The organism is Streptomyces spinosisporus (genome assembly GCF_022698145.1).
Taxonomy (GTDB): domain Bacteria; phylum Actinomycetota; class Actinomycetes; order Streptomycetales; family Streptomycetaceae; genus Streptomyces; species Streptomyces spinosisporus.
This window is the reverse complement of the sequence record NZ_JALDAX010000013.1, coordinates 1-23,870: the sequence shown is the minus strand read 5'-3', so window position 1 is coordinate 23,870 and position 23,870 is coordinate 1. Positions and strand designations below refer to the sequence as shown.

The 23,870-nt window shown below is 70.2% G+C and carries 25 protein-coding genes; 15 read left to right on the top strand and 10 right to left on the bottom strand.

What is annotated here, in order from left to right:
- The first annotated feature begins 89 nt into the window (after positions 1-89).
- The 3 genes from fabG (at position 90) to MQN93_RS29220 (ending at position 2,132) form a co-directional block, all read left to right on the top strand.
- A complete protein-coding gene (fabG, locus tag MQN93_RS29230) occupies positions 90-794 on the top strand; it encodes a 3-oxoacyl-[acyl-carrier-protein] reductase (RefSeq protein ID WP_016436275.1) in 705 nt (234 codons plus the stop codon).
- 5 nt (positions 795-799) lie between these two features.
- Positions 800-1,567 carry an enoyl-ACP reductase FabI gene (gene fabI / locus MQN93_RS29225; protein WP_016436276.1) on the top strand — a complete coding sequence of 256 codons (768 nt, stop codon included), beginning with the start codon at positions 800-802 and terminating at the stop codon, positions 1,565-1,567.
- A gap of 196 nt (positions 1,568-1,763) precedes the next feature.
- Positions 1,764-2,132 (top strand): hypothetical protein, encoded by a 369-nt coding sequence (locus MQN93_RS29220; RefSeq protein WP_016436277.1) that lies wholly within the window; start codon positions 1,764-1,766, stop codon positions 2,130-2,132.
- Here the strand turns inward: MQN93_RS29220 and MQN93_RS29215 are convergent.
- The gene (locus tag MQN93_RS29215) at positions 2,113-2,811 is read right to left on the bottom strand and encodes a FadR/GntR family transcriptional regulator (protein WP_016436278.1); all 699 of its coding nucleotides are present in this window, start codon (positions 2,809-2,811) and stop codon (positions 2,113-2,115) included. The two genes, MQN93_RS29220 and MQN93_RS29215, sit on opposite strands and share 20 nt — an antisense overlap.
- A gap of 88 nt (positions 2,812-2,899) precedes the next feature.
- On the opposite strand from MQN93_RS29215, the gene MQN93_RS29210 reads away from it, so the two are divergent.
- From MQN93_RS29210 to MQN93_RS29200, 4 genes are all read left to right on the top strand, one after another.
- Positions 2,900-4,246, top strand: a complete 1,347-nt coding sequence (locus tag MQN93_RS29210) for a CynX/NimT family MFS transporter (RefSeq protein WP_242711909.1) — start codon at positions 2,900-2,902, stop codon at positions 4,244-4,246.
- Positions 4,247-4,290: 44 nt separating this feature from the next.
- Positions 4,291-4,407 carry an SGM_5486 family transporter-associated protein gene (locus MQN93_RS44010; RefSeq protein ID WP_016436280.1) on the top strand — a complete coding sequence of 39 codons (117 nt, stop codon included), beginning with the start codon at positions 4,291-4,293 and terminating at the stop codon, positions 4,405-4,407.
- A gap of 182 nt (positions 4,408-4,589) precedes the next feature.
- Positions 4,590-4,793 carry a hypothetical protein gene (locus MQN93_RS29205; protein ID WP_037783030.1) on the top strand — a complete coding sequence of 68 codons (204 nt, stop codon included), beginning with the start codon at positions 4,590-4,592 and terminating at the stop codon, positions 4,791-4,793.
- Between the two features lie 85 nt (positions 4,794-4,878).
- Positions 4,879-5,397: a SixA phosphatase family protein gene (locus tag MQN93_RS29200; protein ID WP_016436282.1), complete on the top strand. Its 519-nt coding sequence runs from the start codon at positions 4,879-4,881 to the stop codon at positions 5,395-5,397.
- Between the two features lie 96 nt (positions 5,398-5,493).
- On the opposite strand, the gene serB is transcribed toward MQN93_RS29200, so the two are convergent.
- Both serB and MQN93_RS29190 read right to left on the bottom strand, forming a co-directional pair.
- The gene (gene serB / locus MQN93_RS29195; protein ID WP_016436283.1) at positions 5,494-6,720 is read right to left on the bottom strand and encodes a phosphoserine phosphatase SerB; all 1,227 of its coding nucleotides are present in this window, start codon (positions 6,718-6,720) and stop codon (positions 5,494-5,496) included.
- Positions 6,721-6,847: 127 nt separating this feature from the next.
- Positions 6,848-8,830, bottom strand: a complete 1,983-nt coding sequence (locus MQN93_RS29190; RefSeq protein ID WP_242711908.1) for a streptophobe family protein — start codon at positions 8,828-8,830, stop codon at positions 6,848-6,850.
- Between the two features lie 239 nt (positions 8,831-9,069).
- Between MQN93_RS29190 and MQN93_RS29185 the strand changes: the two genes are divergently transcribed.
- Positions 9,070-11,565: an ABC transporter ATP-binding protein/permease gene (locus MQN93_RS29185; protein WP_242712062.1), complete on the top strand. Its 2,496-nt coding sequence runs from the start codon at positions 9,070-9,072 to the stop codon at positions 11,563-11,565.
- 110 nt (positions 11,566-11,675) lie between these two features.
- Here the strand turns inward: MQN93_RS29185 and MQN93_RS29180 are convergent, their stop codons facing one another.
- The 3 genes from MQN93_RS29180 to MQN93_RS29170 form a co-directional block, all read right to left on the bottom strand.
- Positions 11,676-12,416, bottom strand: coding sequence for a transglycosylase SLT domain-containing protein (locus MQN93_RS29180; RefSeq protein WP_016436286.1), 741 nt, complete (start codon positions 12,414-12,416; stop codon positions 11,676-11,678).
- Positions 12,417-12,714: 298 nt separating this feature from the next.
- Entirely contained in the window at positions 12,715-13,836 is a 1,122-nt protein-coding gene (locus tag MQN93_RS29175) for an S-adenosylmethionine:tRNA ribosyltransferase-isomerase (protein ID WP_242711907.1), read from the bottom strand.
- The gene (locus MQN93_RS29170) at positions 13,833-14,531 is read right to left on the bottom strand and encodes an SDR family NAD(P)-dependent oxidoreductase (RefSeq protein WP_242711906.1); all 699 of its coding nucleotides are present in this window, start codon (positions 14,529-14,531) and stop codon (positions 13,833-13,835) included. Before MQN93_RS29170 ends, MQN93_RS29175 begins: the two co-directional genes overlap by 4 nt.
- A 225-nt stretch (positions 14,532-14,756) precedes the next feature.
- Here MQN93_RS29170 and MQN93_RS29165 point away from each other — a divergent pair, with 225 nt between their 5' ends.
- The 3 genes from MQN93_RS29165 to chpE all read left to right on the top strand — a co-directional run bounded on the left by MQN93_RS29165 (position 14,757) and on the right by chpE (position 16,953).
- A complete protein-coding gene (locus MQN93_RS29165) occupies positions 14,757-15,902 on the top strand; it encodes a GAF domain-containing sensor histidine kinase (RefSeq protein ID WP_242711905.1) in 1,146 nt (381 codons plus the stop codon).
- The gene (locus MQN93_RS29160; protein ID WP_016436290.1) at positions 15,895-16,536 is read left to right on the top strand and encodes a response regulator; all 642 of its coding nucleotides are present in this window, start codon (positions 15,895-15,897) and stop codon (positions 16,534-16,536) included. The genes MQN93_RS29165 and MQN93_RS29160 overlap by 8 nt, the downstream gene beginning before the upstream one ends.
- A 174-nt stretch (positions 16,537-16,710) precedes the next feature.
- Complete coding sequence (chpE, locus tag MQN93_RS29155) at positions 16,711-16,953, top strand: chaplin ChpE (RefSeq protein ID WP_016436291.1); 243 nt, start codon at positions 16,711-16,713, stop codon at positions 16,951-16,953.
- A 239-nt stretch (positions 16,954-17,192) separates the two neighbouring features.
- Here chpE and MQN93_RS29150 read toward each other — a convergent pair whose 3' ends face one another.
- On the bottom strand, positions 17,193-17,981 hold the full coding sequence (locus MQN93_RS29150; RefSeq protein WP_242711904.1) for an Rv1486c family protein: 789 nt from the start codon (positions 17,979-17,981) through the stop codon (positions 17,193-17,195).
- A 139-nt stretch (positions 17,982-18,120) separates the two neighbouring features.
- On the opposite strand from MQN93_RS29150, the gene MQN93_RS29145 reads away from it, so the two are divergent.
- The 3 genes from MQN93_RS29145 (at position 18,121) to MQN93_RS29135 (ending at position 20,536) form a co-directional block, all read left to right on the top strand.
- Positions 18,121-18,918, top strand: coding sequence for an ABC transporter ATP-binding protein (locus MQN93_RS29145; protein WP_016436293.1), 798 nt, complete (start codon positions 18,121-18,123; stop codon positions 18,916-18,918).
- A 108-nt stretch (positions 18,919-19,026) separates the two neighbouring features.
- Positions 19,027-19,458 carry an NfeD family protein gene (locus tag MQN93_RS29140; protein WP_037782702.1) on the top strand — a complete coding sequence of 144 codons (432 nt, stop codon included), beginning with the start codon at positions 19,027-19,029 and terminating at the stop codon, positions 19,456-19,458.
- A 130-nt stretch (positions 19,459-19,588) separates the two neighbouring features.
- A complete protein-coding gene (locus tag MQN93_RS29135) occupies positions 19,589-20,536 on the top strand; it encodes an SPFH domain-containing protein (protein WP_242711903.1) in 948 nt (315 codons plus the stop codon).
- A gap of 136 nt (positions 20,537-20,672) precedes the next feature.
- Here the strand turns inward: MQN93_RS29135 and MQN93_RS29130 are convergent, their stop codons facing one another.
- The 3 genes from MQN93_RS29130 to MQN93_RS29120 form a co-directional block, all read right to left on the bottom strand.
- Positions 20,673-21,179: an HNH endonuclease gene (locus MQN93_RS29130; RefSeq protein WP_016436296.1), complete on the bottom strand. Its 507-nt coding sequence runs from the start codon at positions 21,177-21,179 to the stop codon at positions 20,673-20,675.
- Positions 21,180-21,341: 162 nt separating this feature from the next.
- Positions 21,342-21,881: a YbhB/YbcL family Raf kinase inhibitor-like protein gene (locus MQN93_RS29125; RefSeq protein WP_242711902.1), complete on the bottom strand. Its 540-nt coding sequence runs from the start codon at positions 21,879-21,881 to the stop codon at positions 21,342-21,344.
- Positions 21,882-21,923: 42 nt separating this feature from the next.
- Positions 21,924-22,706 carry a sporulation protein gene (locus tag MQN93_RS29120; protein ID WP_242711901.1) on the bottom strand — a complete coding sequence of 261 codons (783 nt, stop codon included), beginning with the start codon at positions 22,704-22,706 and terminating at the stop codon, positions 21,924-21,926.
- 138 nt (positions 22,707-22,844) lie between these two features.
- Between MQN93_RS29120 and MQN93_RS29115 the strand changes: the two genes are divergently transcribed.
- Positions 22,845-23,486, top strand: a complete 642-nt coding sequence (locus tag MQN93_RS29115) for a DNA-3-methyladenine glycosylase (RefSeq protein WP_242711900.1) — start codon at positions 22,845-22,847, stop codon at positions 23,484-23,486.
- Positions 23,487-23,870 lie beyond the last annotated feature (384 nt).

Sequence of the window (23,870 nt, the reverse complement as noted above, 5' to 3'; positions counted from 1 at the left end):
GAGGCGTCCGACCGATAGGTTTTCGAGGAAGCCGCCTGTCATCCAGGTGTCGGGCGGAGGCATCAGACCGCTATCGAAAGGGTGATCCGTTGAGCCGCTCGGTTCTCGTCACCGGAGGCAACCGGGGCATCGGCCTCGCCATCGCCCGCGCATTCGCCGACGCCGGCGACAAGGTCGCGATCACATACCGCTCGGGAGAGCCGCCGGCCGGCTTCCTCGCGGTCAAGTGCGACATCACCGACACCGAGCAGGTGGAGCAGGCCTACAAGGAGATCGAGGCGGAGCACGGCCCGGTCGAGGTCCTGGTGGCCAACGCCGGCATCACCAAGGACCAGCTCCTGATGCGGATGTCCGAGGAGGACTTCACGTCCGTCCTCGACACCAACCTCACCGGCACCTTCCGCGTGGTCAAGCGCGCCAACCGCGGCATGCTGCGCGCCAAGAAGGGCCGTGTCGTCCTCATCTCGTCGGTCGTCGGCCTGCTCGGCGGACCCGGCCAGGCGAACTACGCCGCCTCCAAGGCCGGTCTCGTCGGCTTCGCGCGCTCCCTCGCCCGTGAGCTGGGCTCGCGCAACATCACCTTCAATGTCGTCTCGCCCGGCTTCGTCGACACCGACATGACCAAGGTGCTCACCGACGAGCAGCGGGCGGGCATCGTGTCGCAGGTGCCGCTCGGCCGGTACGCGCAGCCCGAGGAGGTGGCCGCGACGGTGCGGTTCCTCGCCTCCGACGACGCCTCGTACATCACTGGAGCCGTCATCCCCGTTGACGGCGGACTGGGAATGGGTCACTGATCACCATGAGCGGAATTCTCGAGGGCAAGCGCGTCCTGATCACCGGTGTGCTGATGGAGTCCTCCATCGCCTTCCACGCCGCCAAGCTGGCCCAGGAGCAGGGCGCCGAGATCATCCTCACCGCGTTCCCGCGGCCCACGCTGACCGAGCGCATCGCCAAGAAGCTCCCCAAGCCCACCAAGGTCATCGAGCTCGACGTCACCAACGACGAGCACATGGGCCGCCTGGCCGACGTCGTCGGCGAGGAGCTCGGCGGCCTCGACGGCGTCGTGCACTCCATCGGCTTCGCGCCGCAGGACGCGCTCGGCGGCAACTTCCTGAACACGCCGTTCGAGTCGGTCGCCACGGCCATGCACGTCTCGGCGTACTCCCTGAAGTCGCTGACCATGGCCTGTCTGCCGCTGATGCAGAACGGCGGCTCGGTCGTCGGCCTCACCTTCGACGCCCAGTACGCCTGGCCGCAGTACGACTGGATGGGCCCGGCCAAGGCAGCCCTGGAGGCCACCAGCCGCTATCTCGCCCGTGACCTTGGCAAGCAGAACATCCGCTGCAACCTCATCTCCGCGGGCCCGATCGGCTCGATGGCCGCCAAGTCCATCCCGGGCTTCAGCGACCTGGCCGCGGTGTGGGACAGCCGCTCCCCGCTGGAGTGGGACCTCAAGGACCCGGAGCCGGCCGGCAAGGGCATCGTCGCCCTGCTGAGCGACTGGTTCCCGAAGACGACGGGCGAGATCATCCACGTCGACGGGGGTCTGCACGCCATCGGCGCGTGAGCGCCGCCGCTGCCGTACGACGGCGATCGAGGGCGCGTGTCCTGCCGGGCGCGCGCCCTTGGCATGTCACCCGTTCGGCCTACCCGGCCGGGCGGGTCGGGGCCTCAACTGGGCACTCTGGATGACGTGTTCAGCACGTGGGATGACGTGTTCCGGCACGTGATTCCCTCCCGAGCACGGCCGAGGAGGTCCCCTTGTGCGTCTGTTCCGCAGCTTGGCCTCAGCGACCTTCGCCGTCGTCCTCGTGCTGTCCCTGCCCTACGAGGTGATGTCCCTGCCGTACGACGCGATGCCCCACGCGCGCGTGCAGCCCGCGAAGCCGCCCTCGCCGGAGCCCTTCGGCGCCCAGTGCCGCATCCGGATCACCGGCTCGCACGTGACCGCGTACTGCCACAACCCCTATCCGCGGACCGACGGCGTCAGCCTGCACGTCGAGTGCGCTCGCTGGTGGGACCTCGACACCGACGGCGCCCGGGTCGACGCCTGGCCGGCCATGACCGTACGGCTCACCGGACGGTGCTGGGAGGAGGTCCGCTCGGTGTGGATCAGCCACCAGAAGCGGTGAACCGCCCCGGACGGCCCGGACGGCACAGGACCGGATAGCTCGCCGCCGCCGAGCCCGCCGCCTCGGCGTCGCCCGCGCGGATCGCGTCCACCAGGCGGGTGTGCTCCATGTACGTCTCCGGCGTCAGCGCCTCGCCGACGTCGTCGCGCAGCCAGTCCCGCAGCACCTCGCCGAGGTCGGCGTACATCGCGCTCATCACGTCGTTGTGGGACGCCGCCACCACCGCCAGGTGGAAGGTGGCGTCCGCCGCCACGAACGCCTCCGTGTCGCCCGACTCCCAGGCCTCCTCGCGCCGCACGAGCAGCGTGTCGAGCTGCTTGAGGTCCTTCTCCGTGCGCCGCTCGGCGGCCAGTCTCGCGGCGGCCGACTCCAGCGTGGAGCGCAGCTCGGCGACGTGCCGCGGGTCCGCGTCGGCGAAGCGGCGGTGCATCACGCCCGCCAGCTCACTGGTCGCCACGACGTAGGTGCCCGAGCCCTGACGGATGTCCAGCAGGCCGTTGTGGGCGAGCGCGCGGACGGCCTCACGGACCGTGTTCCGGGCCACACCGAGCTGCTCGACCAGCTCCGGCTCGGTGGGGATGCGTGAGCCGACCGGCCACTCGCCCGAGGTGATCTGATGCCGCAGCGCGGCGATGACCTGCTCGGACAGCGCCGAACGGCGCGGGTGGCTCAAGGGCATGGCACACCTTCGCACGGGAGGGACGGGGCCGGGCGGGCAGGACGGTCGGGACGGCCGCACGATGGACAACCAATCATCCCATGATTCTATGATGGGCGTCATGGCAAGCGAGGAATCCAGGACGGTCACGTCCCCGCAGATACGCACCCCGGAGGCGCACACGACCACAGAGCCCGCCACGCGCGCGTGGGCGACGCGGCTGCTGGTGGTCGGCATCGTGCTGACCGCCCTGAACCTCCGGCCTGCCATCACCAGTCTCGGCGCGCTCCTGGAGGAGGTCCGCGACGGGCTCGGCATGAGCGGCAGCGTGGCCGGACTGCTCACCTCCGTGCCGCCGCTCTGCTTCGCCGTCTTCGGCGTCACCGCCCCCCGCCTGGCCCGCCGCTTCGGACCGGCCGCGGTGGTCTGCGCCGGCATGGTCGCCATCGCCGCGGGACTCCTGGTGCGGCCGTACACCCACAGCACGGCGGGCTTCCTAGCCGCCAGCGCGCTCACGCTCATGGGCATCGCGGTCAGCAACGTCCTGATGCCGGTCATCGTCAAGCGCTGGTTCCCCGACCGGGTCGGTTCCATGACCGGCCTCTACTCGATGGCCCTCGCCCTGGGCACCGCGGTCGCGGCGGCGGTGACGGTGCCCATGACCGAGGCCCTGGGCGGCAGTTGGCAGTCGGGGCTCGCGATCTGGTCGCTGCTCGGGGTGGTCGCCATCGTGCCGTGGATCCCGTTCGTACGGCAGCGGGGCGCGCGGTCCGCCGAGCAGCCGGGCGCGCGGTCCGCCGGACAGCCCGACGGCCGGTCCGCCGAGCAGCCGGCCGGGCAGCGGGAGCACGCGCGCGTGGCGGCGCCCGCGTTGCGGATCACCCGTAGCGGCACCGCCTGGGCCCTCGCCGTCTACTTCGGGCTCCAGGCCACCGGTGCCTACGTCACCATGGGCTGGATGGCACAGATCTTCCGGGACGCGGGCGTGCCCGCGGGCACCGCGGGACTGCTGCTCGCCGTCACCATGGTCATGGGTGTGCCGCTGGCCTTCGTCATCCCGCGCCTCGCCACCCGGCTGCCCCACCAGGGCCCCATCGTGATCGCGCTGGGCGTGTGCGGCCTCGCCGGGTACGCCGGCCTCTATCTCGCCCCCGCCGCCGGCTCCTGGGCGTGGGCCCTGCTGCTCGGCATCTCCAACTGCTCGTTCCCGCTGGCCCTGACGATGGTCGGCATGCGGTCCAGGACCAGCGCCGGAGTGGCCCAGCTGTCCGGCTTCGCGCAGAGCACCGGCTATCTGATCTCCATCCCCGGGCCGCTCCTGGTGGGCGTGCTCTACCAGCACAGCGGCGGCTGGAGCCTGCCGATCGGCCTCATGACCGCCCTGCTGATCCCGCAGATGGTGGTCGGCGTCCTGGCGGGCCGCAACCGCACGGTCGAGGACGAGGCGGCCGCCTGACCCCCGGCGGCAGTGCCGGCGCCGCGAGGTGGGAGACTTGGCGCATGCCCGTGCTCGACCCGAACCCCAAGAACGGCCAGAAGAAGATGCTGCTGGTCTTCGGCTCGTTCCTCGCCATCTTCGTGATCATCGCCATCATCGCGACGATCGCCTCGCCGTGACGCCCGATGCGTGACGCCGATGTGTGACGCCCGATGGTGGGGCTAGCCCCACCATCCCCTAGGGGGCGGGTGTCAGGGTCAAGTGGGTGGGTCTCCGGATGGGTTGGGGGCCGCCGACTGCGTACCTTCGAATCGTGACCGCGGGGGCGGTCACCGACCACTCGAAGATCGCGGAGGCTCTCATGTCGGCCCGTTCGCAGACCCTGCACCACCCGTCGACCACGGGTGGCGTCCAGACCAGGCTGCCCTGGTGGGCACTGGCCCTGCCGACGCTCGCCTTCATCGTGCTCCTGGCCCTGATGCTGAACCCCACCCACGCGCAGGCGGCGAGCGACCCGGCGATCACCCACCTCTTCGAGCGCATACAGCAGCTCGTGGCGCGCTGAGCCCCTCTCGGACCGCCGATACCCCTCTCGGACCGCCGGTCAACTACCTGCGCCTGATGGCCTGTTTCATGCGAAGCTGGATTCCATGAGCGTCGCTGAACCCCGCAGGATCGTCCTCTTCCGGCATGCGAAAGCCGACTGGCCGCAGGTGACCGACCATGAGCGCCCCCTGGCTGACCGGGGCCGCACGGACGCCGCAGTCGCCGGACGCAAGCTGGCCGACACCGGCATCCCCTTCCACCTGGCCCTGTGCTCCACCTCGATCCGGACCCGAGAAACCTGGAAGCTCGCCGTTCACGAGTTCCCGCAGCGGCCGAAAACCGTCTACGAGGAGCGTATCTACGAGGCCTCGCCCGGCGAGCTGATCGCACTGCTCAACGAGACCCCCGACGACGCACAGAACGCCGTGCTCATCGGCCACAACCCGGGTGTGCAGGGCCTCGCCGACATCCTGGCCGGCTCGGCCGAGGGCGACGCCCGCGAGCGGATGAGCCAGCGCGGGTTCCCGGCCGCCGCCTTCGCGGTCCTGTCCTTCGAGGGCTCCTGGAAGAGCCTGGAGCCGGCCACCGCCAAGCTGATCGACTACTGGGCACCGACCGAGTAGCCGCCACGACGCACGAGGGGCCCGGCACCACCACGGTGCCGGGCCCCTCGACGTACGAACTCGACGTACGAAGATGCTCCGCTACTGGTCGACGCTCTACTGCTCGTCCATCGTGTCCGCCGCCTCGACCTCTTCGCGGGTGACGCCCAGCAGATACAGGACGGTGTCCAGGAAGGGCACGTTCACGGCGGTGTGCGCCGCCTCCCGTACGACCGGCTTGGCGTTGAAGGCGACCCCGAGACCGGCCGCGTTCAGCATGTCCAGGTCGTTGGCGCCGTCACCGATCGCGACGGTCTGCACCAGGGGTACGCCCGCCTCGGCGGCGAACCGGCGCAGCAGCCGCGCCTTGCCCGCACGGTCGACGATCTCGCCGATGACCCTGCCGGTGAGTCTTCCGTCGACGATCTCCAGGGTGTTGGCCTGGGCGAAGTCGAGCCCGAGCCGCTCCTTGAGGTCGTCGGTGACCTGGGTGAACCCGCCGGATACGACGCCCACTTGGTATCCGAGCCGCTTCAGCGTGCGGATGAGCGTGCGGGCACCGGGTGTCAGCCGCACCTCGCTGCGCACCTTGTCCACCACGGAGGCGTCGAGCCCCTCGAGCAGCGCCACGCGCGCGTGCAGCGACTGCTCGAAGTCCAGCTCCCCGCGCATCGCGGCCGCGGTGACCTCGGCGACCTTGTCCGCGCAGCCCGCGTGCGCCGCGAAGAGCTCGATCACCTCGTCCTGGATGAGCGTCGAGTCGACGTCCATGACCACCAGGCGCTGGGCCCGCCGGTGCAGACCCGCCGCGACGACCGCCACATCGACACCGAGTGCCGCGGCGTCCGTCACGAGAGCCGTGCGCAGCGGCTCGGTCTCCACACCCGAGACCGCGAACTCCACCGCCGTGACGGGGTACTTGGCGAGCCGGAAGATGCGGTCGATGTTGCCGCCGGCCTTGGCGATCTTGGCGGCGATCCGGGCGGTCGCCTCCGAGGTGAGCGGATGACCGAGCACGGTGACCAGCGAGCGCCCGAGACCGCGTGGCCGGTTGTCGCCGTGGCCGGAGATGATCTCCGCCTGCATCTTCATCGACTCGGCCCAGCTGTGCACGGTCGCGCGCAGGTCGCCCTCGAGCCCGGCGGGCGGCTGGGTCACCAGCGCGCACAGCACCATTCGGCCACGGGTGACGACCTGCTCGATGTCGACCACGTCGACCGAGTAGGCGGCGAGGGTGTCGAAGAGACCGGCCGTGATGCCCGGCCTGTCCTTGCCGAAGATCTTGACCAGCAGAGTGGGGGCGTCGGGCGTGACGTCAGAGGGCGGGGTCTGCGAAGCGCTCATGGTGTACCCACCGTATCCGGCACGCAGTGCCCACCGCCGCTGTGGTCCGCCTGACGGACACGGAACAGTGGGTGTCGGGTGGGTGACGCGAGGCTGAAGGGCTCTTGTACGACCCGCCGCCCTCAGCTCACCGGCGGCCCTTGGGCCTCCCCGGCGGCGGTGGCGGTGGGGGAGGAGGCGGCGGCGGTTGCTCGCCCGGTGCGGGCTTCGAGCGGTCGCCGGGGCGTTGCCGGGGTGGACGGCGCGAGGACCGCGGAGGCGGGCCACCGATCGGGCGGGCGACCGTGGGCGCACCGTACATGCCGCCGGCGCCCTCCTCGGGCGTCCTGGGCGGCTGCTCACCGCCCTGCTCACCGCCCTGCTCACGAGGCAGCTCACGCGTCCGCTCACCGGGGTCCGCGGTCTCGCCGGACGGCGGCCGTGCGTCCTCCGGTTCGCGCAGCTCGTCCGGCAGTTGCAGATAGGGATTGGTGGCGGGGTTCGGCGCCCGGTACGAGGCGCTGGGCGTATACGGCCCGGACGGCCCGGACGGCCCGGGCTCGCCCCGTCGCGCGCGCGGCTCGGCCGGAACCCCGGCGCCCGCCTCGCGCGCGTACTGCGGCTGCCCGGCGCCCTCGGCCGCCGCCCCCGCGGGCACGGCCGTCAGCGCGAGCGGGGCCGCCCTTCGTCCCGCCGCACCCGTGGCCCGGGCCAGCAGCGCCCCGGCGGCCCCCGCTCCCGCACCCCACAGGGCACCGAGGAGCAGCGCCATGCCGAGGCTTCCGTGCAGCTCGATCCCGGCGCCGAACGCGTCGAAGCCCAGCACCGACAGCGAGGCGTCCACGGACACCTCCGTGAGCCAGGCGAGCAGCGGCAGCGTCAACGCCGTGACGATGCCCAGCCGCAGCGCGCACCGGCCCGCGAAGGCGAGAGCGCCCGGCTCGCGCACGCCGGGGGAGCCGGTTCCACCGGCGCCGCCTGCCGTGGGGGCGCCCGTGCCCGCGAAGGCGACCGGCGTGCCCTCCGGCGTCCGCACCGCCGTCAGCACTCCGGCCAGCAGCATCATCACGGCCGCCGCCACGCCCAGCAGCCACACCCGCCCGTCCAGGTCCGCGAGCCGCCCCAGCGTCACCGACTGGTCGGTCTTCGCGGTGAGCAGGTCGTCCAGCGGATCCGGCAGGAAGGTGGCGAGCGGACCGCTCGCGTTGCCGTCGAACGGCACGAACAGGCCGATCGGGATGCCCAGCCAGGTGCCGTTGGGCGCGCCCAGCAGCGCGGCGCCGAAGATCCGCTTGGGGTGCTCGTCGCCGATCGCCGCGTACGCGGCCGCCGCGAGGCCGGCCGCCACCGCCGTCAGCATCACCGCGACGATCGCCGACACCGCCGGCCGCACGACCCGGTGCACGGCCTCCCAGCCGGTCGGCAGGGGCGTGCGGCGCGAGGCCAGCAGGGCGATCAGCAGGACGCCGGCGCACCAGACCAGACCGCCGAGCAGCGTGGGCGCGGTGTCGACGGTGAAGCCGACCGCCGCCTTCGCGTCGATGAGGTTGCCGATGTTGTCGGGCAGCAGCCCGCCGATGTCACCGATGTCGCCGAGACCGGGGATCTCCACGCCGCCGCCCCCGCCTCCGCCGCCGGGCAGCTTGTCGAGGCCCAGTGAGCCCCCGTCGATCGTGATGACATCGTGTCCCGCCCACGCCAGCCCGCCCAGCGTGGCCACGAACAGCGCGACCACCGCGCCCGCGCGCGCGAGGAGTTCGGACGGTGCGACGACAACTCCGGTCGACCGCAGGGACCGTAGAAAGAACCAGGACAGCAGTAGTGCGCCGACCAGACTCACGCCCAGCGGCGTGATCGTGACGGCCGTGTGCGCCTCCGCGCCCTTCAGTCCGAAGGCCGACACATCGCCGGACGGGGTGACCGAGCCGCCCGCGGCGAGCGCCACGACCGCCGCGGTCATCGGTCCGAGCGAGGCCGAGGCGTCCGCCTCCAGCAGATGCAGACCCAGCGCCGCCGTGCCCGCCATTCCGATCAACGCCCAGCTCACCGAGGCGATCGCGGACAGCACGATGTCTCCCCACGGCACCCGCGTACCGCTTCGTACGGTCTCGACCCTCGACGACGCGCTCATGGCAGACCCCCCGATCCGCGGCACGGCACGGCCACCGTGCCGGTCCCCCTCGCGTGGATTACCACTCTCCGGGTCGGTTTCAACCCCGTCAACGGAACCATCCGATGCGCACGCGCGTGGTCTTCACAAGGCCCGACTTTCGGTCAGGGGGGCGAGCCTGAAATAGTTCCCGACGATGTTCGACATCCCTAGACTCCCTGTGATGGGGGTAACTCGGGGGACTACTCATGGGGCGTGGAGTGCCGGAACTCGTACTGGAATTGAATGGACGTACCTGGACGCTCGATCCGTCCAGGCCGTACACCCTCGGACGCGATCCGCAGGGCGACATGGTGATCGACGACGCCAGAGTGTCCTGGCGTCACGCCACGATCAGCTGGAGCGGCCGTAGTTGGGTCATCGAGGACCACGGCAGCACGAACGGCACCTTCGTGCAGGGGCAGCGGATCCACCAGTTGGAGATCGGGCCGGGCTCCGCGGTGCACCTCGGCAACGCGACCGACGGCCCGAAGGTGACCGTCGCCGGTGCGGCGGCCGCCGTCGTGCAGCCACAGCAGCAGCCGTACGCCGCCCAGGGCGCGAGCCCCGGCTGGGCGCAGCAGGCGCCGCCGCAGCAGGCCCCGCAGGCCGGCTGGCCGCAGCAGGGGGCGCCGCAGGTCCCGGCGCAGCAGGGCCCCGGTGGTGGCGCGGGGGCGCCGCCGGTCTACGGCGACCGCAGCCCGACCACGTTCCACCAGTTCTCGCTCGGCCGCGTCATGCGCATCGGCCGTGCCCTGGAGAACGAACTGGTCGTCTCCGACCTGCAGGTCTCCCGGCACCACGCCGAGTTCCACGCGACGCCCGACGGCCGCTTCGAGATCCGCGACCTCGGCTCGCACAACGGCACGTACGTCAACGGCCAGCCGATCGCCAAGGGCGGCTCGCAGCTGCTCGGCCCGAACGACATCGTCGGCGTCGGCCACTCCACCTTCCGCCTGGTCGGCGACCGCCTCGAGGAGTTCGTCGACACCGGTGAGGTCTCCTTCTCGGCCCGCCATCTGACCGTCACGGTCGACGGCGGCAAGCAGATCCTCAAGGACGTCTCCTTCGGCGTCCCGGAGAAGTCGCTGATCGCGGTCATCGGCCCGTCCGGTTCCGGAAAGTCGACGCTGCTCAAGGCGCTCACCGGCTACCGGCCCGCCAACCAGGGCGATGTCCTCTACGACAACCGCAACCTCTACAAGCAGTTCGCCGAGCTGCGCCAGCGCATCGGTCTGGTCCCGCAGGACGACATCCTGCACAAGGAGCTGACCGTCAAGAAGGCGCTGAAATACGCGGCCAAGCTCCGCTTCCCCGCCGACACCACCGGCGCCGAGCGCGAGGCCCGCATCGACGAGGTGCTGCGCGAGCTCAAGCTCGACATCCACAAGGAGAAGAAGGTCACCTCCCTCTCCGGTGGCCAGCGCAAGCGTGTCTCGGTGGCCCTGGAGCTGCTCACCAAGCCGTCCCTGATCTTCCTGGACGAGCCGACCTCCGGCCTCGACCCGGGCATGGACCGCGACGTCATGCAGCTGCTGCGGGGCCTCGCCGACGACGGCCGCACGGTCCTCGTCGTCACCCACTCGGTGGCGGAGCTGGCGATCTGCGACAAGCTCCTGGTGATGGCCCCGGGCGGCGCGGTCGCCTACTTCGGCCCGCCGGAGGAGGCGCTGAACTTCTTCGGCTACGACAGCTGGGCCGACGTCTTCTCCGCCTTCGAGAACTACCGCGATTACGACTGGGCGGGACGCTGGAAGGGCTCGCAGCACTACCAGATGTACGCCGCGGACATCGACGCCGTTGCGCCGCAGTCCGTACAGATGCCGCCGATGCAGGCGATGAAGCCGCCGAAGCCGCAGGGCTGGATGTCCCAGTTCGTCACGCTGGTGCGCCGCTATGTCTCGGTCATCGCCTCCGACAAGGGCTTCCTGGCCCTGACGGTGATCCTGCCGCTCGTCCTCGGCTCGGTGAGCCTGCTCATCGACTCGGGCAAGGGCCTGCTGCCCAACCCGATGATCAACCGGGCCACCGGCCAGCCCGTCCCGAACGGCACGGCCACCACGGTGCTGCTGATCCTCGCGGTCGGCGCCTGCTTCGCCGGCGCCGCGAACTCCGTCCGTGAGCTGATCAAGGAACGGGTCATCTACGAGCGGGAACGCGCGACCGGCCTGTCCCGCTCCGCCTATCTGATGTCCAAGGTCTTCGTGCTCGGCGCGGTCACCCTGCTGCAGGGCCTGATGGTCGGCGTCATCGGCTTCGCCAGCCGCGAGATCCCCGAGAAGGGGCTCGTCCTCGGCAACGCCACGCTCCTGGAGCTCTCGCTGCCGATCATGGCGCTGGGCTTCACCTCGATGATGTTCGGCCTGATCATCTCGTCGCTGGTGAAGACCGCCGAGAAGACCATGCCGCTGCTGGTCATGTTCGCGATCATCCAGGTCGTGTTCACCGGCTGCCTGTTCGCTCTGAACGGCTCGATCGGCGCCAACCAGATCTCGTACCTGATGCCGTCGCGCTGGGCGGTGGCCGCCGCGGGCGCCACGCTGGACTTCAACAAGATCAGCCCGCCCGGCAAGGGCAAGAGCAACGACCCGCTGTGGGAGCACACGGTCGGCGCCTGGGGCATGGACATGCTCGCCCTGATCGTCCTCGGCATCATCTGCGGCTTCTTCGTGGCCCGCTTCCTGCGCCGCCACGAACCGGAGGTCATGCGCAAGTAGGCGCGCTCGTACGTCGCTGTCGTACGGCGGCCTCGTACCACGAAGGGCGGCACCCGTCAGGGGGTGCCGCCCTTCGGCGTTCAGTTCACGTGAAGAGGTCCGCGCCGACCTCAGTACGCGCTGTTGACGTTGTCGATCGAGCCGTACTTGTCGGCCGCGTAGTTGGCGGCAGCGGTGATGTTGGCGACCGGGTTGTAGATGTTCCAGGACGTGCCGGCGACGTGGTAGGCGCTGAAGGTCGGCGGGATGACCTGCAGCAGGCCCTTCGACGGGATGCCGTTGATGGCGTTGATGTCCCAGCCGTTGATCGCGTTCGGGTTGCCGGAGGACTCCCGCATGATGTTGCGGTACAGACCGTTGTAGCTGCCCGGGATGCCCTTGGACTTCATGATGTCCAGGGACTGCTTGATCCAGCCGTCCAGGTTGTTGGCGTAGGTCTTGGTGACGGCCTTCTTGACGGTGGCGCGCTTGGCGGACCGGCTCGCGGCCTCCTTGGCCTTGCGCGCGGCCTCGGCCTTCTTCTTGGCAGCGGCGGCGGCAGCGGCCTTCTTCTGCGCGGCGGCCTTCTTCGCCGCGGCCTTCTCGGCGGCGGCCTTCTTCGCGGCCTGCGCCTTCAGGTCGGCACCGGCGAGCTGGTCGGTGACGTCGGCCTTGACGTCCTTGATGGGCTTGGTGCTGTACTCCACCTTGGCCGTGGAGGCCGCGGTGTCCTGCGTGGTCGTGTCGGCGTTGCTGGGCACCGCGGAGAAGGCGAGAGCGGCGGCACCGAGGGTGGCGACACCGGCCACGGCGATCCGCTGGTGGCGGTTGAGCGAACGACTGAGTCGGCGAATCTCGAACTTCTTGGGCATGGCAGACGGACCTCTTCGAATAGCGCGGAGTCGCTCGGGGTCTGCGGGGGGCATGGGGCCCGGCCCGCACAAACGCCGCGGTGGGAACCCGCGGCGCTCAGCGACGGCAGCCATTCTTAGCGACCGCAAAAACTCCAGGCAAAGGTGTGACGTACGATCCTGGATAGTGGATCAGGGAAGGGCAAAACGGGGCAGACTGGACCGTCCGCCCCGCTCAAAAGGGGACGCTTTATCTCCTAACGTCCTTCGTACGTGATGTGCGCCCTATGCGCGGGCTCACATCGGGCCCGTTAAGGTCTCACCAGCAGTTGCTGCAGCAATGCTCTGTGTGAGGACTCTCCTCCGGAAGGAGGAGATGGACGTCCCCGAACTCGTGCCACAGATACAGACCGCGCAGCGCCTCGTCGTAGCCGCGGTCGATCGCGGCCCGTCCGGCGATCGCCTCCAGCATCAGCAGATGGGAGGCCTCCGGCTCGTGCAGACCGGTCAGCAGCCCGTCCACCACCCGCACCCCGCGCTCCGGGGTGATGACGAGGTCCGTCCACCCCGCACGCGCGCGTACGACGCCGTCGGGCCCGGCAGCGGACTCCACCGCCCGTACAGCGGTCGTCCCGACGGCGACGACCCGCCCGCCGCCCGCCCGCGCCGCGTTGATCAGCCGCGCCGAGGCCCCGGGCACCGAGAACCGCTCCGGATACGGCGGCTCGTGCGCCTCCGCCGAGGCCACCCCGGTGTGCAGCGTGATCGGCGCGAACTGCACGCCCCGGCTCACCAGCTCGGCCACCAGCCGCGCGGTGAAGGGCCGCGCCGCGCTCGGCATCTCCGCACTGCCCGCCCCGTCGGCCGTCGGCAGCGCGAACACCGTCTGGTACACCGACAGCGGCTGATCCCGCTCCGTATAGGAGTAGCGAATGGGCCGCCCGTGCTCCCGCAGCATCCCGAGGACCTCCGCCCCGGACGCCCGCGCCCACCACAGCCGGTCGGCGTGCGCGCCGAGCGGCTCCTCCAGGACCAGCCGCACACCCCCCGGCAGGCGCACCTCCACACCCGCGGGCCCGCCCGCACGCGCGCGCGTGGTGCCCTTTCCGTCGGGATCGCGCAGCTCGACGGCCCACCGCCCGTCGTCTGCGCGCGTGGAGAAATGCACCACCACGCGCGCGTGCCCGACCCGCCCGTCCACGGCGGCCGCCAGCGTGGGCGAGGTGTTCACCACGAGCAGGTCTCCGGCCCGCAGCAGCCGCGGCAGCTCCGTGAAGGCGTGGTGCGACACCTGCGTCCCGCGCGACACGAGCAGCCGTACGGCATCCCGGCCGAGCCCGGCCCCGCGCTGCTCGACCGGAACGCGGGCGAGCAGTTCCTCCGGGACCTTGCTCCACGCCCGGACAGGCTCGCGCGGAGGGACGCCCGTCGCCACCGTCATCGCTGCCCCTCCAGCAGCGCCGGAACCGCATAGCGGCCACTGGCCGGTCGCTCGTCCAGCAGCCGCAGGAAGCCCGGCACCACACTGACGGGCGCCGGCCGCGGATCGCCGTCGTCCGGTACGGCCGCCGCGTACAGATCGGTGGCCATGTCGCCCGGGTCGACGGCCCAGACCCGCTGCCCCGGCTCCTCCGCGCCGAGCACCGCGGCGAGATGGTCCAGGGCCGCCTTCGACGCCCCGTACCCGCCCCATGTCTCATACGCCTCGGCGGCCGCGTCCGAACTGACCGTGATCACCGTGCCCGCCCCGGACGCCCGCAGCAGCGGCAGCGCCTCCTGGACCAGGCCCAGCGCGGCCACCACGTTCACCTCCAGCGCCCGCCGCAGCCCCTCAGCAGGAAGCGCCTCCAGGCGTACGAGAGGCTTGGCGCCCAGGGCGCTCGCATTGCTCACCAGCAGATCGAGCCCGCCCAGCCGCCAGGCGGCGGCCACCAGCTCGGCCCGGTGACCGGCGTCCGTCACATCCCCGGGCAGTGCCGTCACGCGCGTGCCGTACGTCCTGACTCCGTCCGCCGCCTCCTGAAGGACCCCGGCCGTTCTGGCGTCCAGCACCAGATCCCAGCCGCGCGCGGCCAGCGCCTCGGCCAGCGCCCGTCCCAGCCCCTTCGAGGCCCCCGTGATGATCGCTACCGGCATGACACGTCCCCTCGTCTCGGCCGCCTCTCGATCGGCGGTGACTTCAACGTAGGAACCGCACCGCCCGCCCCGCCTCGGACGCGGGCCGCAAGATGCCGGGGCCCTTCGCCCTAAGCCGTAGGCCCGGGGCCCTCGCCCTAGTTCTCCGGCCCTAGGCCCACCGGCGCAGTCGGCGCCGCCACAGGTCCGATCCGCGCTGTCACACCCCGCCGGTACCTTGAGGACATGAGTCAGGAGCCCCGGTCCGGCCTGGCGGCGGTGAGTGCCGCACTGCTGGCGATGAGCAGGCATCTCGAGGTGCGCGACGTCCTCAAGACGATCGTCGCCTCGGCCCGCGAGCTGCTCGGCGCGCAGTACGCCGCGCTGGGGGTCCCCGACGACCACGGCGGCTTCGCCCAGTTCGTCGTCGACGGCGTGAGCGACGCCCAGTGGAAGGCCATCGGCCCCCTCCCGCGCCAGCACGGCATCCTCGCCTCGATGCTGCAGGAGGCGAAGACCGAGCGCCTCGCCGATGTGCGCAAGGACCTCCGTTTCGAGGGCTGGCCCTCCGCCCACCCCGACATGTCCGACTTCCTGGGCCTGCCCATCAAGGACAGCGACGAGGTCATCGGCGCGCTCTTCCTCGCCAACAAGAACTGCCCCAAGCCGGAGGGCGGCTGCGGCTTCACCGAGGACGACGCGGAGCTGCTGGAGATCTTCGCCCAGCACGCGGCGATCGCCCTCACCAACGCGCGCCTGTACGAGCGCAGCCGCGAGCTCACGATCGCCGAGGAGCGCTCCCGGCTCGCCCACGAACTGCACGACGCGGTCAGCCAGAAGCTCTTCTCCCTGCGCCTGACCGCCCAGGCCGCCGCCGCCCTCGTCGACCGCGACCCCTCCCGGGCCAAGGGCGAGCTGCAGCAGGTGGCGGCGCTCGCCGCCGAGGCCGCCGACGAACTGCGCGCCGCCGTCGTGGAGTTGCGCCCCGCGGCCCTCGACGAGGACGGCCTCGTGGCCACCCTGCGCACCCAGATCCAGGTCCTCGACCGCGCCCACACCGCGCGCGTGACCTTCGACTGCTGTGGCGTACGGGCGCTGCCCGCCTCCCAGGAGGAGGCCTTTCTCCGCGTCGCCCAGGAGGCCCTGCACAACGCCCTGCGGCACTCCGGCGCACAGCGGGTCGACGTGACCCTGGCCCGGCGCGGCACCGCGGCGGTCCTGCGGGTGACGGACGACGGCAGCGGTTTCGACCCGAAGGCGATACGACGGGCGGGACGCCATCTGGGCCTGGTCTCCATGCGCGACCGCGCGAGCGGGGTCGGCGGCACGCTGACCGTGGAGTCGGCGCCCGGAAAGGGCACCACGATCGAGATGGAGGTCCCCGGTGGCTGACGCAATCAAGGTGCTGCTCGTCGACGACCACCAGGTGGTCCGCCGCGGCCTGCGCACCTTCCTGGAGGTGCAGGACGACATCGAGGTCGTGGGCGAGGCGGCCGACGGCGCCGAAGGAGTCGCCCGCGCCGAGGAGTTGCGGCCCGACGTCGTCCTGATGGACGTCAAGATGCCGGGCATGGACGGCGTGGACGCCCTGCGCAGACTGCGCGAGCTGGACAACCCCGCGCGCGTGCTGATCGTCACCAGCTTCACCGAGCAGCGCACGGTGGTCCCGGCCCTGCGCGCGGGCGCCGCCGGCTATGTCTACAAGGACGTGGACCCGGACGCACTCGCCGGAGCCATCCGCTCCGTGCACGCCGGGCACATCCTGCTCCAGCCCGAGGTCGCGGGCGCCCTGCTCTCCCAGGAGGAGGCCAACTCGGGCCAGGGGAGAGGCGGTTCACTCACGGAGCGGGAGCGCGAGGTGCTGGGCCTGATAGCGGACGGCCGCTCGAACCGCGAGATCGCGCGCGCCCTCGTCCTGTCCGAGAAGACCGTCAAGACCCACGTCTCGAACATCCTGATGAAGCTCGATTTGGCGGACCGCACCCAGGCGGCTCTGTGGGCCGTGCGCCACGGCGTGACCGGCTGACACGAGCCGCACGCGCGGGCGCGCCGGACGGCAACACGGAGGGTTCCGTTCCGGACTGAGATTCATACCGTCGTGGGAATGTCCCCCGGATGGCGCATCCTTCGTGGATCTCCGCCGTTCTTGATTGCGTGCTGCGGCGAGCGTCGCAGCAATCGCCAGGGAGGGCTTAGAACAGTGAAGAACCTGAAGAAGGCAGCGGCCGTGACGATGGTGGCCGGCGGTCTGATCGCCGCTGGTGCCGGTATGGCCTCCGCCACCGACGCACACGCCGACGGCAAGGCCGTGGGCTCGCCCGGTGTCATCTCGGGCAACCTCGTCCAGGCCCCGGTGCACATCCCGGTGAACGCGGTGGGCAACAGCGTGAACGTCGTGGGCGTCCTGAACCCGGCCTTCGGCAACCTGGGCCTCAACCGCTGACGCGGTCTCATGTACGCAGTGACCCCGGCCTCCCGTCAGCAAGCGGGAGGCCGGGGTCACTTTTACGCGGAACGGTCCCGTTCATGCGGAACCGTCTCGGCGCACGTCAGCCATCCAGCCCGTCCGGCGCTTGAGGACGAGGCCGTCCAGGTCGAAAAGGGGGTCTGGGGGCAAAGCCCCCAGCTACGGCACCCCGAACACCGGCGCCAAAGAACCCGGCGCTCACTGCACACCCCCGCTCACCTCACCCCCCGCTCCCGCTCCTCCACAACGGAGTTGTACGCGGCGACCTGCGCCCGCCGAGCCACCCGCTCCACCGGCCGCAGCGCCTCCGCCCGCGCCCCCATCTCCGCGGAGCTCACCGCGCCCCCGTGCCCGTTCTCCCGGGCCAGCGAGACCAGCAGTCCGACCCGCTGCGCCAGCTCCAGCACCCGCACCGCCCGCGGCGGATACCCCGGAGCCAGCACGTCCCGCTTCCGCTCGGCCCGTGCCCGGTACGCATCGATCGCCGCCTCCGCCACCGGCCCCGACGCGGCGACGTCCAGCCGCGACAACACCTCCGTGGCGTCCCGCAGAGCCTCCGCCAGCTCCCGCTCGGCCTCGCCGAGGGAGGGCACGTCGGCGGGCGGTGCCTCCCGGACCGGCAGACAGTGCCAGACCACCTCGACATGCAGATCGCCCTCGGGCCCGGCCTCGTACACCTCGGGCACCAGCCCGAACGCGGCGCCGTAACAGATGACCGCCTCCTCGGCGTCCAACGCCCGTGCGTTGAACTCCGGCGGACCGCTCAGCCCCAGCGGATGGCCCGGCGCGGGCAGCGCCAGCCGCAGCCCGGTCACGCCGAGTGCCCGCAGCCGCCCGAGCGCGAGTGTGAGCCCTACCGGCCCCGTTTCACCGGGCAGCCCCTCCATACGGTGCACGGCATCGTCCCCGACGATCGTGAGCACGGCATCATCGGGAGAGACAAGTCCGGCCAAAAGGGCATTTCCCCAAGCCGCAAGGCGTCCTGAACGCGGTTCCGAGAGCATGCCTCCACCCTAAGGACCGGACCGATGGAATGGACCGGGCGGCCGGTGGCGTAGATTTCGTTGAGGGCGGCGCCCACAAACGCGCACGCACAGCCGAGACGCCGAGACCGGTCACACTGCAAGGGGAGACAACGCGCTCATGAGCGATGTTCTGGAGCTTCAGGACGTATCCGTGGTCCGGGAGGGCCGGGCTCTGGTGGACCAGGTCTCCTGGTCGGTCAAGGAAGGCGAGCGCTGGGTCATCCTCGGCCCGAACGGCGCCGGCAAGACCACCCTCCTCAACGTCGCGTCCAGCTACCTCTACCCCAGCAAGGGCACCGCGACCATCCTCGGCGAGACCCTCGGCAGGCCCGGCACCGACGTATTCGAGCTGCGCCCGCGCATCGGCGTGGCCGGCATCGCCATGGTCGACAAGCTCCCCAAGCGCCAGACCGTCCTGCAGACCGTGCTGACCGCCGCGTACGGCATGACGGCCGGCTGGCAGGAGGAGTACGAGGACGTCGACGAGCAGCGCGCCCGCGCCTTCCTCGACCGCCTCGGCATGACCGAGTACGTCGACCGGAAGTTCGGCACCCTCTCCGAGGGCGAGCGCAAGCGCACCCTGATCGCCCGCGCCCTGATGACCGACCCCGAGCTGCTCCTCCTCGACGAGCCCGCCGCCGGCCTCGACCTCGGCGGCCGCGAGGACCTCGTACGCCGCCTCGGCCGCCTCGCCCGCGACCCGATCGCCCCCTCGATGATCATGGTCACCCACCATGTCGAGGAGATCGCCCCCGGCTTCACCCACGTCCTGATGATCCGTCAGGGCAAGGTGCTCGCCGCCGGCCCGCTGGAGCTCGAACTCACCAGCCGCAACCTCTCCTTGTGCTTCGGCCTCCCGCTCGTCGTGGAACAGGTGGGTGACCGCTGGACCGCCCAGGGCCTGCCGCTGTCCTGACTCGGTGCAGCACCACTCTGTGAAGCACCCGCGAAAGCCCGGACAAGAAGCCCGCTGCCGCGCATCGCGCCCTGTCGGAGGCGGGACCCGCGGTCCTACCATGACCATGTGAACGACATCGACGCTTGGGTGTGGTGGCTCGTAGGCGCGGCTGCGCTCGGAATCCCCCTCGTGGTCACGGCAATGCCGGAATTCGGCATGCTCGCCGTGGGCGCCGTCGCCGCCGCGGTCATGGCCGGACTGGGCTTCGGCGTCGTGGCCCAGGTCCTCGCCTTCGTCGTCGTCTCGGTCGCCCTCATCGCCGTCGTACGGCCCATCGCGGCCCGGCACAGCGCGCAACGCCCCCAACTCGCCACCGGCGTAGAGGCGTTGAAGGGCAAGCAAGCCGTAGTACTGGAGCGCGTCGACGCCTCCGGAGGGCGCATCAAGCTCGGCGGCGAGATCTGGTCGGCACGCTCCCTCGACAACGGCAGCGCCTATGAAGTCGGCCAGGAAGTGGATGTCGTGGAGATCGAAGGTGCCACCGCGATCGTCATCTGACCTCGTAGGACTCAACTGAACCGAACAGCCCCCGAGTTGTGCGACGGTCTGACAGACTCGACCAGCAAGATCTTCAACAGCCATAAGATCTTCCGAAAGCGCCGAGGCGGAGAAGGGTACGGGAAGACCGATGGAACCGATCATCATCGTCCTGATCATTCTGGTGGTGTTGGTCTTCATCGCCCTGATCAGGACGATCCAAGTCATCCCGCAGGCCAGCGCCGCCATCGTCGAGCGCTTCGGCCGCTACACACGGACGCTCAACGCGGGCCTCAACATCGTCGTCCCGTTCATCGACACCATCCGCAACCGCATCGACCTGCGCGAACAGGTCGTGCCCTTCCCGCCCCAGCCGGTGATCACCCAGGACAACCTGGTCGTGAACATCGACACGGTCATCTACTACCAGGTCACCGACGCCCGCGCGGCCACCTACGAAGTCGCCAGCTACATCCAGGCGATCGAGCAGCTGACCGTCACCACGCTCCGCAACATCATCGGCGGCATGGACCTGGAGCGGACCCTGACCTCCCGCGAGGAGATCAACGCGGCCCTGCGCGGCGTCCTCGACGAGGCCACCGGCAAGTGGGGCATCCGCGTCAACCGCGTCGAGCTCAAGGCGATCGAACCGCCCACCTCCATCCAGGACTCGATGGAGAAGCAGATGCGCGCCGACCGTGACAAGCGCGCCGCGATCCTCACCGCCGAAGGTACGCGCCAGGCCGCGATCCTCACCGCCGAGGGCGAGAAGCAGTCCCAGATCCTGCGCGCCGAAGGTGAGGCCAAGGCGGCCGCCCTGCGAGCCGAGGGTGAAGCCCAGGCGATCCGTACGGTCTTCGAGTCGATCCACGCCGGCGACCCCGACCAGAAGCTGCTGAGCTACCAGTACCTCCAGATGCTCCCGAAGATCGCCGAGGGCGACGCCAACAAGCTCTGGATCGTCCCCAGCGAGATCGGCGACGCCCTCAAGGGCCTGTCCGGCGCCATGGGCAACTTCGGCCTGAGCGGCACCCCGGGCGGCGGCACCCCCGCCCCCGAGAAGGCGACAGAACGGCGCGAGAGGCCGTCCATAGACTGAGGTTTTTCGGGGGCGCGGGAGGCTGCGGTTTCTCTGGGAGCGCGGGCGACTGAAGTTCTTGGGGGCGCGGGGAACTGCGCGACAAGCCACAACCCACCCGCGCCCAACCAACAACCTGGCACCCTACGGCGAAAACTCAGGCAGCATCCCGAGCCAGCCAAGCCGGCAGAGCCGAAAACTCCTCCGCCCCCAGCGTCAGCAACATCGCATCCTGCGGCGTCGGCTCGAACGGCTGCCGCAACAGCGGCATCCCGGCCTGCTCAGGAGTCCGATCCGCCTTCCGGTGATTGTCCTCCGCACACGAGGCAACCGTGTTGAGCCAGGAGTCCTGCCCGCCCCGCGACTTCGGCACCACGTGGTCCACGGTCGTCGCGCGCCTGCCGCAGTAGGCGCACCGGTGCCGGTCCCTGACCAGCACACCTCGCCTGGACCATGGCGCTTGTCTTCGGAACGGCACCTTCACGTATCTGCACAGCCGGATCACCCGGGGCACGGGTATGTCGACCGCGGCACCGCGCATGCGCAGTTCGGGGTGGGCCTGCTCGACGACGGCCTTGTCCTGCAGCACCAGAACGACAGCCCGGTTCATCGTCACCGTAGACAGCGGCTCGAAGCTCGCGTTCAGCACCAGCGTGTCCCGCATCCAGCCCACCTCCCATGTGCACCGGCCCACCCCCCTGGCGGGCTTGGATCAACTCTGGCCGGGCACGCCGAGATGGACAACGCAATAAAAAATGCCCGCCCCCGATCACTTCCATGACCGGGGGCGGGCAAACGTTCAATGAACGTCAGGCTTCGGCGGACATCAGCTTTCCGCAGGCACCTCGTACTCGCCGACCAGCTGCGCGCGGGCCAGCGTGTGGAAGCGCAGATTGAAACCGACGACCGCCGGAGAGGCATCGGAATTTGGACCCAGCTTCTCCTGGTCCACGGCGTACACCGTGAACACATAACGGTGCGGCCCGTCACCGGGCGGCGGCGCGGCGCCGCCGAACTCCTTCGTCCCGTAGTCGTTGCGCACCTGCACGGCGCCCTCGGGCAGTCCCTCGAACTTGCCGCTGCCCGCACCCGCCGGCAGCTCGGTCACCGAGGCCGGGATGTCGAACACGGTCCAGTGCCAGAACCCGCTGCCCGTCGGGGCGTCCGGGTCGTAGCAGGTCACGGCGAAGCTCTTCGTCCCGGCCGGGAAACCCTCCCACCGCAGCTGCGGCGAGGTGTTGCCGGCCGCGAAGACCTGAGCGTCCTTGAGCGTGGCGCCCTCCTGGACGTCCTCACTCGTCACCGTGAACGCCGGCACGGGCGGATGGAAGTCGTGGGGGAGCGGCCGCCGCTTGAGCTCGGTCACCTCGGTACCTCCTGATCGATTACGGAATCAGCAGTTCCGAGCCTAGAACCAGTTCCGCTTGCTGCCGACCTCGGACAGCCACTGGTTGAGATACGCCGCCCAGTCGGTCCCCTGGAAGTCGTGCTGACCCACCTGGAACGAACGGAAGGTGTCACTGCCCTCGCTGAACAGACCGGGCTTCTTGTCCATCTCCAGGACGACGTCCATGGCGTGCTCGTCGGCCACGAAGCTCAACTCGACCTGGTTCAGCCCGCGGTACTGCGACGGCGGGAAGAACTCGATCTCCTGGTAGAACGGCAGCCGCTGACGTGTGTTGCGGATGTGACCGCGCTCCATGTCCGCGTTCTTGAAGCGGAAGCCCAGCTGGATGAAGGCGTCCAGAATGGCCTTCTGCGCCGGCAGCGGGTGCACATTGATCGGGTCCAGGTCACCGGAGTCGATGGCGCGGGCGATCGCCAGCTCGGTGGTCACACCGATGTTCATCCCGCGCAGCGCCTGCCCGTCGATCATCGTGATCGGCGTCTCCCACGGGATCTCCAGCCCGAACGGCACGGCGTGCACCGCCCCGGCCTGCAGCTCGAAGGCCCCGCCGAGGCTCACCTTCGTGAACTCGATGTTCTGCTTGTACTCCTCGTCGCCGCTCTCGACCTCGACCTTGGCCTGCAGGCCCACCGACAGGCCCTCGATCTCCTGGTTCACGGACCCGCCCTGGATCCGCACCTCACCCTGGACGACGCCACCCGGAACGACGTTGACCTCGGTCAGCACCGTCTCGACCGAAGCCCCGCCGGCCCCCAGACTCGCGAGCAGCTTCTTGAACGCCATGACTCTCCCTTTACGTGTGGACCCTTGATCCCTACAAACGCGATCCGGGCACATCCGGTTCCGCGCCCTCACCCTGGCAATCAGACCGGGGCTTGACCACCCCTTGGCATCCACCGGTCTGGACTAGGCTCGGACGCCATGATCACGCCCCCGGACCGTACGCCACTCCCCAGGGAGTTCTTCGACCGCCCCGTATTGGAGGTCGCCCCCGACCTCCTCGGCCGCATCCTCGTACGTACGACCCCGGACGGTCCGATCGCCCTGCGCCTGACGGAGGTCGAGGCCTACGACGGCGCTGCCGACCCCGGCTCCCACGCTTATCGCGGCCGCACCGCCCGCAACGACGTGATGTTCGGTCCGCCCGGCCATGTGTACGTCTACTTCACCTACGGCATGTGGTTCTGCATGAACCTCGTGTGCGGACCGGAGGGGCGCGCGAGCGCGGTCCTGCTCCGGGCCGGCGAGGTGATCGAGGGCGCCGAACTCGCCCGTAAACGTCGACTCTCGGCCCGAAACGACAAAGAACTGGCCAAAGGCCCTGCCCGTCTGGCCACGGCCCTGGGTGTGGACCGCGCCCTGAACGGCACGGACGCCTGCGCCCCCGGAGAGACCCCCTTGCGGATCCTGACGGGCACTGCTACCGGCTCCGACCAGGTAAGCAACGGCCCGCGCACAGGTGTGGCCGGTGATGGTGGCGTCCACCCCTGGCGCTTCTGGGTCTCCAACGACCCGACCGTGAGCCCTTATCGGGCCCACGTACCCAGGCGTCGACGAAGTTGACGCGCCCTCGGAGGGTGCGTAATGTAGCCCGAGCCGCTTGAACCGGGTACGGCATTCGCCAGCAGCCGGAAGCGGCCAAACCACTACCTACGGTCACCCCTCAGCGGGGTCGAATTCGGCGTGCCCGCATGCCTGAATTCAATCTCGCGGAACTCGATTATGAGTTGGCAAGGGAATCGGCTAACGTAGTGAATGTCGAAAGGCCCCGCCGACAGGGAATCAGGCCCGAAAGGATCTGATAGAGTCGGAATCGCAAGAACGAAGGGAAGCGCCCGGAGGAAAGCCCGTGAGGGTGAGTACGAAGGAAGCGTTCGTTCCTTGAGAACTCAACAGCGTGCCAAAAATCAACGCCAGATATGTTGATACCCCGTCTCTCTGAGGCGA

What these genes read in the sequence shown, in the direction of transcription:
- fabI (WP_016436276.1), top strand. Translation starts at nt 800, where the DNA reads ATGAGCGGAATTCTCGAGGGCAAGCGCGTCCTGATCACCGGTGTGCTG.
- MQN93_RS29215 (WP_016436278.1), bottom strand. Translation starts at nt 2,811, where the DNA reads ATGCCCTTGAGCCACCCGCGCCGTTCGGCGCTGTCCGAGCAGGTCATC.
- MQN93_RS29210 (WP_242711909.1), top strand. Translation starts at nt 2,900, where the DNA reads ATGATGGGCGTCATGGCAAGCGAGGAATCCAGGACGGTCACGTCCCCG.
- MQN93_RS44010 (WP_016436280.1), top strand. Translation starts at nt 4,291, where the DNA reads ATGCCCGTGCTCGACCCGAACCCCAAGAACGGCCAGAAGAAGATGCTG.
- MQN93_RS29205 (WP_037783030.1), top strand. Translation starts at nt 4,590, where the DNA reads ATGTCGGCCCGTTCGCAGACCCTGCACCACCCGTCGACCACGGGTGGC.
- MQN93_RS29200 (WP_016436282.1), top strand. Translation starts at nt 4,879, where the DNA reads ATGAGCGTCGCTGAACCCCGCAGGATCGTCCTCTTCCGGCATGCGAAA.
- serB (WP_016436283.1), bottom strand. Translation starts at nt 6,720, where the DNA reads ATGAGCGCTTCGCAGACCCCGCCCTCTGACGTCACGCCCGACGCCCCC.
- MQN93_RS29190 (WP_242711908.1), bottom strand. Translation starts at nt 8,830, where the DNA reads ATGAGCGCGTCGTCGAGGGTCGAGACCGTACGAAGCGGTACGCGGGTG.
- MQN93_RS29180 (WP_016436286.1), bottom strand. Translation starts at nt 12,416, where the DNA reads ATGCCCAAGAAGTTCGAGATTCGCCGACTCAGTCGTTCGCTCAACCGC.
- MQN93_RS29175 (WP_242711907.1), bottom strand. Translation starts at nt 13,836, where the DNA reads ATGACGGTGGCGACGGGCGTCCCTCCGCGCGAGCCTGTCCGGGCGTGG.
- MQN93_RS29170 (WP_242711906.1), bottom strand. Translation starts at nt 14,531, where the DNA reads ATGCCGGTAGCGATCATCACGGGGGCCTCGAAGGGGCTGGGACGGGCG.
- MQN93_RS29165 (WP_242711905.1), top strand. Translation starts at nt 14,757, where the DNA reads ATGAGTCAGGAGCCCCGGTCCGGCCTGGCGGCGGTGAGTGCCGCACTG.
- MQN93_RS29150 (WP_242711904.1), bottom strand. Translation starts at nt 17,981, where the DNA reads ATGCTCTCGGAACCGCGTTCAGGACGCCTTGCGGCTTGGGGAAATGCC.
- MQN93_RS29145 (WP_016436293.1), top strand. Translation starts at nt 18,121, where the DNA reads ATGAGCGATGTTCTGGAGCTTCAGGACGTATCCGTGGTCCGGGAGGGC.
- MQN93_RS29135 (WP_242711903.1), top strand. Translation starts at nt 19,589, where the DNA reads ATGGAACCGATCATCATCGTCCTGATCATTCTGGTGGTGTTGGTCTTC.
- MQN93_RS29130 (WP_016436296.1), bottom strand. Translation starts at nt 21,179, where the DNA reads ATGCGGGACACGCTGGTGCTGAACGCGAGCTTCGAGCCGCTGTCTACG.
- MQN93_RS29120 (WP_242711901.1), bottom strand. Translation starts at nt 22,706, where the DNA reads ATGGCGTTCAAGAAGCTGCTCGCGAGTCTGGGGGCCGGCGGGGCTTCG.
- MQN93_RS29115 (WP_242711900.1), top strand. Translation starts at nt 22,845, where the DNA reads ATGATCACGCCCCCGGACCGTACGCCACTCCCCAGGGAGTTCTTCGAC.